Here is an 11,681-nt window from a genome sequence, read left to right on the forward strand (position 1 = left end):
GGCAACGGCCCGTGCTGCTGTTCAGCATTTCATCTCCACGAATTTGACTAAGTGAACCGGAAGCTCAGAGGAACAACCGTTGAGGTGCCCTCACAGTCGCCTGCCGAGCATCTCGGCCTCCCGGATCGACGTGAGCATGGTCCCCGGCGCATACGCGTCCCCGATGACGTGGACGGGTACTCCGCTCGCCGACAACGGACGCGACAGCTCGTCGAGCGGCTGGCGGGGAGTCGACCAGGTGAACAGGGCCACATCATCGATCTCGGTGAGCTGCCCGGTGAAGACGTTCGCACAGCGCAGCACATGGTCCTTGTACAACAACGGTTCGGCCGACAACTCGATGCGCACGCCCGCCTCGTGCAGTCGCCGGTAGACGCCCAGGCGGCTCACGTACGGCACCGCGTCGCCCAGGGACGTCCGGGGCGTCATGAGCACCACGTCGCGGTAACGCCGCGCCAAGAGGTCGGCGACCGCGTAAGTCCCGGCCGAGTGGTCGAAATCGAACAGCACCGCTGTGCCGTCGTCAGTTCCGACGTCATCGCGGACCAGGTAGTCCCGCACGCTGACGCCCTCCTCGCTGTGGGCGCCAAGGGTGGGCGGTCGCATCATGTGCGCTCCGGTGGCGAGGACGACGACGTCGGGACCAGTCGCGAGGACCATCTCCTCCGTCACGTGCGCACTTTGCTCGACGCGCACGCCGTTGCGCTCCACCAACCACCGCTGGTGGTTCAGGATGGCGGCGATGTCAGCCCGTCCCGGCAACAGCGACTCCATCCTCGCCTTACCGCCGAGGTGTGGTCCGGCCAGCAAGGTCACCCGGTGCCCCTGTTCGGACGCCGCCGCGGCGGCCCGAAGACCTGCCACACCGGCGCCGACCACGGTGACCTCGCGTTTCCTCGTCGACTTGCGGACCCGGCGGGCGGCTTCACCATCGGTGCCGAGGTCAGGGTTGACCACACAAGCGATCGTGCGCCCACTGGTGACCTCCGCCCAGCAGACGTTGCAGTAGATGCACGGCCGCACCTCCCGCTCGCGGCCCGCGCGCACCTTGGCCGGGAACCCGGGATCGGCCACCAGCAGGCGTCCCAGGCCAACCAGGTCGCCGATCCCGTCCCGGACCACGGCCTCGGCTTCGGCGGCAGAGGTGACGCGGCCGAACGCCAGGACCGGGAGGCTCACCGCTGCCCTGAGATCCCGCTGGATCCCGAGATACGGGCCAGGCGGGTAGTGCATGTCGGGCACGTGGTCGCCGAAGCTGAGCGAGGAGTTGCCCTGGCCGAACGCGAGGTAGTCCGGCGGTGTCTCCTGGCTGACCCGATTCGCGATGCGGGCCGACTCCTCCGCGGTGATGCCTCCCTCGACCAACTCGTCACCCGGCATTTTCAAGCCCAGCAGGAAGTCCGTCCCGCACACCGACCGGATGCCGGCCAGGATCTCGCGCAGGAACCTGGTCCGCCCGTCCAGGTCGCCGCCGTACTCGTCCTGTCTGGTGTTCGACCACGGCGACAGGAACTGCGTGATCAGGTGACCGTGCGCCGCGTGCACCTCGACGCCGGAGAATCCCGCACGCTGCAGGACAGCGGCAGAAGCCACGAACGCCTCAGCGATCATCCGGACCTCCGACGTGGACATCACGTGCGGAACCGTCCAGCTGTAAGGGTCCGGCAGGGGCGACACCCCGATCGAACTGTTCGCCACAGGACCTCGCACCTGCTGTCTGCCCGAGTGCAGGAGCTGACCGACCATCCGGCAGTCGTGCTCTTCGACCGCGGCTGCGATGCGCCCGAACCCCGTGAGGTTGGCGGGTTCGTACGCCGCGAGACCCGTCTGCGGGGGCACTGAGCTCGGGTGGACGAACAGCCCCTCGGAGACCACCATCGCCGAACCACCGGCCGCGCGCTCGGCGTAGAAGGTGACCGTGCGATCAGTCACCAGCCCCTGACGCGCGTAGTTGTTCATGACCGCCGGGAACACGATCCGGTTCTTCAACCGTGCGTTGCCCACCTTCAGCAGAGAGAACAGGTGTGGATATCGGTCCTGCTCCCCGGTGGTCACGCCCGGATGCCTTCGCCCGCCGCGGAGACGATTTCGCGCAGCTCGCGGCCGATCTTGCCGATGTCCGGCTCGGCCCCGTCGAACAGCGCGCCGCCGTCGGCGTCCACGAAGATGGTGTTGATCTGGTCGCGGTGGATCGCCCGCAGAGGTGCGGCGTAAGGCGACATCGCGTGGATCGCGGTCTCCTGCCGGCTGGCCTCGCCGACGGCGAGGATCGTGATGCTGCCGTCAAAACCGCTCGGGGGGTCGTAGGTGAGCATCGCCGAAAGGTTCGCCTTGTAAATGGCCATCCGGTTGCGAAAGACATCGAGGTCCATCCCGGACAACAGGTCGTGCTCGTCGACGTAACGCACGACGAACTCGACCTGTGCGTCTTCGTCGAGGTCGTTCAACTCGTCCCACGGCAGGTCGATCCGCACCGCCAGCAGGCGTTCGATGATGTAGACGTAGTCCATGATCGCCCGCTGCTGCAACGAGGCGTCGTCGACCGGCAACTCCTTCCAGGGGCGGTTGAAGTTCGGCATCAGGTGCAGGACGAGGCCAGTCCGTTCTCCCTGCTCGTGGAGCTGGCGGGCCGTCTCGTACGCCGGCAATCCGCCCATGCAGTTCCCCGCGACGTAGTAAGGGCCCTCCGGCTGGACGCGGCGCATCTGGCGAATGCCGTGCGCGGCCAGCTCCGCGACCGTGCGGTAAGGCGCCTGCTCACCTTCCATGCCGGGAGTCTGCAACGCGTACACGCCCCAGGCCTCGGGGATGTGGGGCAGGTAGTTGTTCATGTAACTCACGCTGCCGTCCGTGGCCGGGTAGATGAACAGGATCGGGCCGCCCTCCCGCAGCACCTTGACGTTCGACCCCTCCAGGTTGAGCAGCCGGTCGTTCCCGATGTTCTTGTTCTCCAGCAGCCGCATCAGCGCCAGCCGCTTGGTGTCGGACAGCTGGTGGAGCCGGTCGGTCGTGTTCATCACTGTCTCCTGGTTCGCTGGTTCGTCAGTTGAGGCCGTCGAGCAGGCGGGCGACTTCCTCGTCGGACATCGACTCGAGCTGGTCAAGTGCCGCGCTGATGGCGAGGTCGTCCTGCACGCTGCGAGTCAGGTCGTCGTCGATCCGCGCGGCGAGTGCCGTCACCGTGGGGTTGGCGAAGAGGTTCTGCAGCTCCACCCGCACACCGAAGCGCTCCTCGACCTGGAACAGCGCCCTGGTGGCCAGCAAGGAGTGCCCGCCCAGGTCGAAGAAGCTGTCGTGCCTGCCGACCCCGGTCCGGCCGAGGAGGTCGCCGTAGATCTTCGCGACGAACGTCTCGGTCTCGCCGACCGGCGGTTCGTACGGGGTGTCGGCCGGAGTCGACTCGGGGACGAGCAAAGAAAGCGCCTTGCGGTCGATCTTGCCGTTAGGAGTCATCGGGAGCATCGTGTGCATGACGAAGCGCTGCGGCACCATGTAAGCGGGAAGAACGGGAGCGAGCAGGTCACGTAGCTGACCCGCGGACACGGTGTCGCCGTCATGCGCGGCTACGTGGGCTACGAGCACGCCGTCCGCTGCAAGGATGACTGCGGCGTCGACGACTGCGGGGTGCCGGCGCAGCGCGTGTTCGACCTCGGCTGCCTCGACGCGGTGACCGCGCACCTTGAGTTGCTGGTCGGTCCTGCCCAAGAAGGTCAAGGTGCCGTCTGCCAGCTCGCGGACCAGGTCACCGGTGCGGTAGACGCGCTCAGGCGCATCGGTCACCTCTGCCAGGTCCGCGAATCGCTGCTCGGTCTCCTCCGGCCGGTTCAGGTAGCTGTTCGCGACGCCCTCACCCGCGATGCACAGCTCGCCCGGCACTCCGGGTGGCACGAGCAGGCCGCGTCCGTTGACGACGTAGAACCGAGTGTTCTCGATCGGCTCGCCGATGCGGACCGGATCAGTCGCGTCGACCTTCCAGCGGGCGGACCAGATCGTCGTCTCGGTTGGCCCGTAAAGGTTCCACACCTCCTTGCACCCGCCCAGAAGCTGGTCGGCGAGGTCGCGGCTCATGGCCTCCCCGCCGCACAGCGCGGTGAGCCGGGAGAGCCCCTCCCAGCCGGAGTCGAACAGCATCCGCCACGTGGAAGGGGTCGCCTGCATGATCGTGGCACCACTGGTGTCCAGCAGGTCGGCCAGGCGAGCCGGATCCGTCGCCTCTTCCAGAGTGGCGACGACGACCGTCGCACCGGCGACCAGCGGGAGCAGGAGCTCCAGCAGCGAGATGTCGAACGACAAGCTGGTCACCGCGAGGAACACGTCGTCCTGCCGGATTCCCGGTTTCACCGCCAACGCGTGCAGCAGGTTCAGCAGGTTGTCGTGCCTCACCTCGACACCCTTGGGCCGGCCTGTCGACCCGGACGTGTGCAGCACGTAGGCGGGACTGCTGGAGGCGGGCGGCTCAAGTGGCCTGTCAGGCGTCGCGCCCGGTGACCCGTCGACCAGCAGCGGTTGGACATGTTCGGGCAGGCAGGCGGCGACGTCCGATCGCGTGATCGCCAAGGACATCCCGGTGTCCTCGACGATCCAGGCCATCCGCTCGTCGGGCAGGTCGGTGGCCAGCGGAACGAAGACCGCGCCCGCGCGCACCGCCGCCAGCACCGCCACCACCATTTCGGGGCCGCGTTCCAAGAAGATCCCGACTCGCCGGTCACGGCCTCCCGCGGCATCGATTCGACGGGCCAATGCCGATACCGCGTGGTCGAGCTCCGCGTAGCTGAACTCGCAGCCGTTGCAGATGACGGCGATGCGCTCGGGGTCGGACTCGGCCCATCCCGCCACGAGCCGGTCGACCGTCGTGTCCCGTGTGTGGTCCGACGCGGTGCTGTTGCGCCTCCGGAGGTTTCGGCGCTCCAGCTCGGACATCAGGGAGACATCGCCGATCGGAAGGTCTGGGGAGCTGATCAGCGACGCGGCAAGATGCTGCCAACGACGAGCCATGGCCTCGATCGTCGATTGCTCGAACAGTGCCGTGTCGTAGTAGAAGCTCCCCAGTAGTCCCCGTTCGTCGACGTCGGGGTGGAAGTGCAGTTCGAGGTCGAACTGGACGCTGCCGGTGTCGAACGGGCGCAGCTCGGCCGTGGCATCGGGCAGCCTCAGCGGGTGGAACGCGTCCTGGAAGGCGAAGAACGCCTGGAACAGCGGGCTGCGGCTGAGGTCCCGGCTTCCAGCCACCTCGCTCACCAGCTTCTCGTATGAGTAGTTCTGGTGGTCCCAGGCATCAGCGCACACGGCGGCGGTTCTGCGCACCAGCTCGCGGAAACTCAGCTCGGGTGACAGGCCGACACGCAACACCAGGGTGCTGACGAAGCATCCGGCGGTCCGCTCGAATTCCGAGTCCAGCCGGTTGGCGTACGGCGTGCCGATCGAGATGTCCTCGCGCTCGGTGTAGTGCCACAGCAGCACGAGGTAGACGGCGAGCAGCGTGACGAACCGGGTTGCCGCTTCCTCTTTGCCGAACTCCGTCAGCCCGGCGGTCAGCTCTGGTCGCAGGACGAAGTCGACCCGCGCGCCGACGTGGCCGCGCTGGGGCGGGCGCGGGTGGTCCAGCGGCAGTTCCAGCGGGGTGTTCCCCGACAACGCACCCACCCAGTGGTCCAGGTTCCTGGCGGAGGCGGGACTGTCGGCGTGTGTGCGTTCCCACTCGGCGTAGTCGGTGTAGTCCAAGCCCACGACCGCGGCCGGATCGCTCTCGCCACTGAGGATCTCAGCGATCTCCCGCACGACGAGCCCGGTGGTCCACCCGTCGGCGATCAGGTGGTGCAGGGTCAGCCCCCACACGTGTTCCCGTGCCCCGGTTCGCACGAGCATCGAACGCATCAACGGGCCACGAGCGAGGTCGAACGGCGCGATCAGGGCGGCCCGCAGTTCCCGGTCGACCCCCTCGCGAGTGGCGCCGAGGAGATCGGCACTCCTCAGCACGGGTTTCGACTCCGGCTCGATGAACTGGACCGGCACTCCCCCGATCTCCTCGAAGGTCGCCCGCAGACCGGGGTGGCGGTGCCAGACGGTCTCCAGTGCGGTGGCGAGCGCCGACGCGTCGACCGGACCCTCGATCCGGTAGGTGACGGTGAACGTGTACGCCACTCCCGTCGGGTCGAGCCTGTTGAGGAACCAGATGCGATCCTGCACACCGGTCAGTCGACAGGCCGAGCGCCCGCCGAGCAGGTCCAGGAGCTCGGACTTGTGCTCTTTCACCGCATCCCGCTCGGCGGGGTCGAGGATTCCCGGAACCGCCCGCAGTCGTAGCCGGTCTCCGGCCGGCGTCAGCTGCACGCCCCGCCTCAGGAGTTCCACCAGTGAGGTCATCGCGTTCACAGCTCCATCAAGTCCATCGCTCCCACGACCGTCGCGGCGCCGGGCGCCGTCTGGCCGGTGTCCACCAACGCCTGTGCCTCAGCCGCGAGCGCGGAGATTCCGTCCGCCCGCAACACTCGTGAGACCGGGAGCGCCACGGTCAGATCACGCAGCACCAGGTTGCGAAGTTCCATCGCCATCAAGGAAGTCATGCCCAGCTTGCTGAGCTGGACGTCCCGCTGGATCTCGTCCTGCCGCAGGCGCAGCACCCACGCCACCCGGTTGGCCAGCCGGTCCTCGAAGGCCGCACCGTCGTCGGCGCTACCCGCAGCCTCCTGGTGGACGACTTCTTCCGGCTCGGGGTACGAGCGGTCATCGACTGCGCTCGTGATCTCCCGTCGAACGGCGGGGGCACGGTCGAGCCAGTACCGCTCACGCTGCCAGGGGTAGGTGGGCAGCGGGACCGTACGGCCACCGACGGGCTGCACACGATCCCAGTCGATCTCGCACCCCGACGTGTACAGCGCCGCAACGGCCTCCAGCAGGCCCGTCCGCTCACCCCGCTTCTTGTGCGCCCTGGCGATCGTGGTGGCCGTCACACCGACCGAGTGCAATGTCGCGTCGATCGCCGGGCCGAGCACGGCGTGCGGGCTGATCTCCAGGAACACCTGGTGTCCTTGCTCGGCGAGCAGAGCGACGGCCGGCCCGAACATCACCGGTTCACGCAGGTTCCGCAACCAGTACGACGTCCCCAGCTCCTCGCCCGCGCGCATCGTGCCGGTAACGCTGGAGCAGAACGGCACCGAGGTCGCGGAGGGCCAGACTCCGCGCAGTCCGGCGCGGAGTTCGCCGAGCAGCGGCTCCACCTGGCTGCTGTGCCCGGCCACGTCGACGACCATGCGCCGTGCGAACACCTTCGTGCGCTCGAGCTCGCTCAGCACCTCTTCGACCGCCTCGGGATTGCCTGCCAGCAGCGTCGAGGACGGACTGTTGCTCGCTGCGATCTCGATCCGGCCGTCCCATCGGCTGACGAGCTCCCGCGCCTCCTGGAGGCCGAGCTCGACCAGCGCCATCGCGCCCTGCCCGCGGATCGACGCGAGGAGCGCGCTCCGGCGGCAGATCACCAGTGCGGCGTCATCGAGGGACAGTGCGCCGGCAGCATGTGCCGCCGCGATCTCACCCATGCTCTGACCCACGACCGCGTCCGGTTCGACGCCCCAGGACCTCCACAGGGCTGTCAGCGCGACCTCCATCGCGAACAGGGCGGGCTGTACCTCCTCGATCAGCGCGATGTCCGCTTTTCCGCTCTCCCGCCGCAAGAACTCGAGGACGGAGAACCCGCTGATCCGTCGGATGGCCGCATCGCAGTCTTCGAGTGCGTCCCTGAACACCGGCTCCGTCGCGGCGAGCTCCAGGCCCATCCCCGACCACGCGGCGCCGTGCCCGGGGAAGACGAACACGACGGACGGTTTTTTCCACGTCGGCGCCAATGGCCGTTCTGCGGCTCTTTCGAGTGCATCGGCCAGTTCGGTCCGCGAAGCACCCACGACGGCCAGTCGTCGCGCGTGCGAAGAGCGACGGGCCGCCGTGTAGCCGATGTCCCCGAGGTCCGCCGCGGTCCGCACGACCTCGGCGAGTTCGGCGGCTCCCTTGGTGAGTGCGACCGGAGTGTGCGCGGACAGGGGCAGGACCACTGGCTCCTGCCCCTGTCCATCCAGTGCGTGCCGGTGTTCCCCGGGCTCTCGACCGGCCCGAGAGTGCACACGTGACCAATTCACGTCCTGCCCCTGGCAGTAGAGGTGGCCCAGGGAGTCGAGCAGCACCGGGCGGCTCGGCTCAGCGCGCCGGGCGGACGGCAGCACGTGACCTTCACGACCGGCCTCCGCCAGGCACTGCGTCACGTTGTGCACAAGGAGCGGATGCGGGTTCACGTCGATGAATTCGCGGTGCCCCTCGGCGACGAGCAGCCGCACCACCTCCGCGAAGAGGACCGGCTCGCGCAGGTTGTCACACCAGTAGTCGGCGTCCAGTTCGTTGCCGGCCAGCAGCCGGCCGGCGACCGTGGAGTAGAAGGGGATGACACCGAGATGTGGACGCACGCCGCTCAGCGCCGATCGCAGCTCGGGCAGCAGAGGATCCATCTGTGGTGAGTGCGACGCGTAGTCCACCTGGATCGGCCGCAGGGTGATCCCCGACCGCCCGAGTTCGGACGAGAGGTCCTGCATCGCGTCAGCCGCTCCGGAGATCACCGTTGCGGCGGGACCGCTGCTGACGGCGATCGATATCTCGTCCGCGCGGGTCGCGATCAACCGGCGGACCTGCTCGGCCGGCAGCTCGATCACGGCCATCGTGCCCGAGCCGGACGCGGCGCCGTGCACGATCGTGCTGCGGATGCAGACGATCCGCACCGCGTCCTCCAGGCTCAGGCACCCCGCCACGTGGGCTGCCGCGATTTCACCCAGGCTCTGCCCCACGACGGCACCGGGATGCACTCCCCAGGAGCGCCACAGAGCGGCGAGGGCGACCTGCACGGCGAAGATCGCCGGCTGAACCAGCCTCAGATCCTCCAGCCAGGCAGGATCGTCTGCGAGCAACACGTCCAGAACCGACACGTCGAGATAGGAGCGCATCGCGCGGTCGCAGCGCTGCAACGAGGCCAGGAAGGCCGGCTCGGACAGCAGGTCCCTACCCATGCCGAGCCACTGCGATCCCTGACCGGCGAACAGGAACACCGGCTTGCCGCGATCCGCTTCCACCAGGCCGGCGACCGTGCCGGGCAGGGGATGGCCGTCGAGGTGCGCAGTGAGCCGCCTCGCCAGATCGGCGTGGTCCTCCGCGGTGATCGCCAGCCGCCGCCTCTCCCCGACTCCCCGGGCCACGGCATCGGAGCGCAGCGCCGGCATCGTCGCACCGGATCGCCCGCACGCCGCGAGCAGCTCTGTCGCCGCAGCGCGAAGCCCGTCCTCGTCACTGGCCGAGAGCGGCACCAGGTGCGACCCGCCCGTGCCTGTTTCTTGAAGGACGACGTGGCAGTTGGTACCGCCGAAACCGAAGGCGCTCACCCCGGCGAGCCCGGGACGGTTCCGCCGTGGCCACGGCGTGCGTTCCGAAGCGACCCGCAACCGCAGGCTGTCGAAGTCGATGTGCGGGTTCGGGGTCTCGAAGTGCAAGCTCGCCGGGATGGAACGGTTGCACAGTGACAGGACGGTTTTGATGAAGCCCGCCATTCCCGCGGCCGCTTCGAGGTGACCGATGTTGGTCTTCGCCGAGCCGAGCACCAGTGGACGGTCGGCCGGGCGCCCTGCCCCGAGCACCGTACCCAGCGCTCCCGCCTCGATCGGGTCGCCGAGCATCGTCCCGGTGCCGTGCGCCTCGACGTAGTCGACGTGCGCGGGGTCGATCCCGGCGTTGGCGTAGGCGTCGCGCAAGACATCCACCTGCGCGGCCGGACTGGGTGCGGTCATGCCGTTGCTGAAGCCGTCGTTGTTGATCGCACTGCCCCGGATGACGCAGTAGACGGGATTGCCGTCGGCCAGTGCGCGGGACAACGGTTTGAGCACCACCACGCCACCGCCCTCACCCCGCACGTACCCGTTCGCCCTGCTGTCGAACGCCTTGCACCGCCCATCCGGCGCCATCGCGCCGAACCGCTCCATCGCCACCATGCTGTCCAGCGCGAGGATCAGGTTGACCCCGCCGACCAGTGCGAGAGACGACTCGCCGAGCAGGAGGCTCTGCCGTGCCTGGTGGATGGCGACCAACGCGGACGAACAAGCGGTGTTCAGGGTGATGGCGGGTCCCCGCAGCCCGAGGAAGTAGGAGACCCTGGCGGGGATGATGCTGAGGTCCTGACCCGTCGCGGTGTGCTGAGTGATCCCAGCGATGTCACCCGCGGCCAACTGGGCGTAGTCGTGCCACATGGCTCCGAAGAAAACGGCGGTCCGGGTGTCCCGGAGGCTGTGGGGCGCGATACCCGCGTCGTCGAGGGCCTCCCACGACAGTTCCATCGCCAGCCGCTGCTGCGGGTCCATCTCGGCCGCCTCACGCGGCGAGATGCCGAAGAACTGCGGATCGAAACCATCGACCTGGTCCAGAAAACCACCACGCCAGCCGTCGGCACGGCCGTCCACCGCAGAGGTCTCGACCTGAGCTGTGTCGGCGTGCCAACGCCGCGGCGGCGCGCTGGTGATGGCGTCCACCCCGTTCGACAGCAGCGACCAGTAGGCGTCGAGGTCACCGGCCCCTGGGAACCGGCAGGACATGCCGACAACGGCGATGGGGTCGTCGGTGCTGATGCCGCGCGTGGTCGGAGCCGGAGCCGGGCGCGGCTCCTCAGGCTGCACCGCGCCGCTCACCGCCTGGGCAAGTGATCTGATGGTGGGGTTTTCCCACATCATCGTGGGTCGAAGTTGCCTGCCTAGTTCGGCCTCGAGTTCCGCCAAAAGGCGGACCAAGCGCACCGAATCGAGCTGGTATCGATTGAACCGTTCGTCCACGTCGACAAAGCGAGCAGGAGTGCCTGTGAGCTCCGAAAGACGTTCCTTGAGCCACTCTTCGACCGCAGTGGCGGAAAATTTCAAGTCGAACGACATCGCTTGCTTCCTTAGCTCTCGATGAGTCGCAGACACTTCCCCACGTGATCCACACTGGAAGTGGATCACGGTCCAGTCAACGAACCGTCCCGAGGACCGGAACGCGGCAGTGCGATTCACGACATCGTTCCGACCGACCGTGAGCGCGACTGGCAGTTCCGCCGAAACCGCGTCCTCGACCAGACCCTGCACACAGTCATCTGACAAAAGAGGCGATCTCCGGGTAAGCAGTCGTCTTCAGACGGGACGGAGGCCGGCGACGTGCGCTGACGGACGCAGAGTTCACCAGATGGTTGTGAGGTGGAATTCGATCGCGCCGGGTCACGAAGAGCTTTCGCGCGATCTCGTCGTTTGAGCACCGCGATGATTGGGCTTGCCGATCGATGTTCACCTGATGCCAGAAGGGAGCCGCTACCGACCTAAAGGTTGTCCCGTAATGATCAAGAGTTTTGGCGGGGCAAGGGGGTGACAGCGGTGTCGCCTGCGGCCGGTGGTCGTTCAGCCGGTCATGGCCAGGTTGCGCATCTGGGCGATGCCTCGGGTGGCGTGCCAGACGCCGTCGCGTTTGCGGCGGCAGTTGCGCAGGATGTTCCAGGACTTCATGTGTGCCAAGGCGTGCTCGACTCGTGCGCGGATGCTCTTGTGGACGGTGTTGAGGTCTTGTTTCCATTGCGGCAGCGGCGGTTGGTCCTTGCGGGGTTTGCGGTAGGGCATGATCACCTCGGGGTTGCCCTGGTA

The 11,681-nt window shown here is 67.8% G+C and carries 5 protein-coding genes; all 5 read right to left on the reverse strand.

Going from position 1 to position 11,681, the window contains the following annotated elements; translation table 11 throughout:
* Positions 1-90 precede the first annotated feature (90 nt).
* Positions 91-2,055 carry an oxidoreductase gene (locus BMW88_RS39630; protein ID WP_281249521.1) on the reverse strand — a complete coding sequence of 655 codons (1,965 nt, stop codon included), beginning with the start codon at positions 2,053-2,055 and terminating at the stop codon, positions 91-93.
* Positions 2,052-3,017: a thioesterase domain-containing protein gene (locus BMW88_RS39635; RefSeq protein ID WP_089962029.1), complete on the reverse strand. Its 966-nt coding sequence runs from the start codon at positions 3,015-3,017 to the stop codon at positions 2,052-2,054. Before BMW88_RS39635 ends, BMW88_RS39630 begins: the two co-directional genes overlap by 4 nt.
* A 25-nt stretch (positions 3,018-3,042) precedes the next feature.
* Complete coding sequence (locus BMW88_RS39640) at positions 3,043-6,363, reverse strand: non-ribosomal peptide synthetase (RefSeq protein WP_177221662.1); 3,321 nt, start codon at positions 6,361-6,363, stop codon at positions 3,043-3,045.
* Between the two features lie 5 nt (positions 6,364-6,368).
* The gene (locus tag BMW88_RS39645) at positions 6,369-10,943 is read right to left on the reverse strand and encodes a type I polyketide synthase (RefSeq protein ID WP_089962032.1); all 4,575 of its coding nucleotides are present in this window, start codon (positions 10,941-10,943) and stop codon (positions 6,369-6,371) included.
* Between the two features lie 498 nt (positions 10,944-11,441).
* On the reverse strand, positions 11,442-11,681 hold a 240-nt coding region (locus BMW88_RS39650), incomplete at its 5' end, for a transposase (protein ID WP_342715344.1).

It is taken from the genome of Lentzea xinjiangensis (genome assembly GCF_900110955.1).
In the GTDB taxonomy this organism is placed as follows: domain Bacteria; phylum Actinomycetota; class Actinomycetes; order Mycobacteriales; family Pseudonocardiaceae; genus Lentzea; species Lentzea xinjiangensis.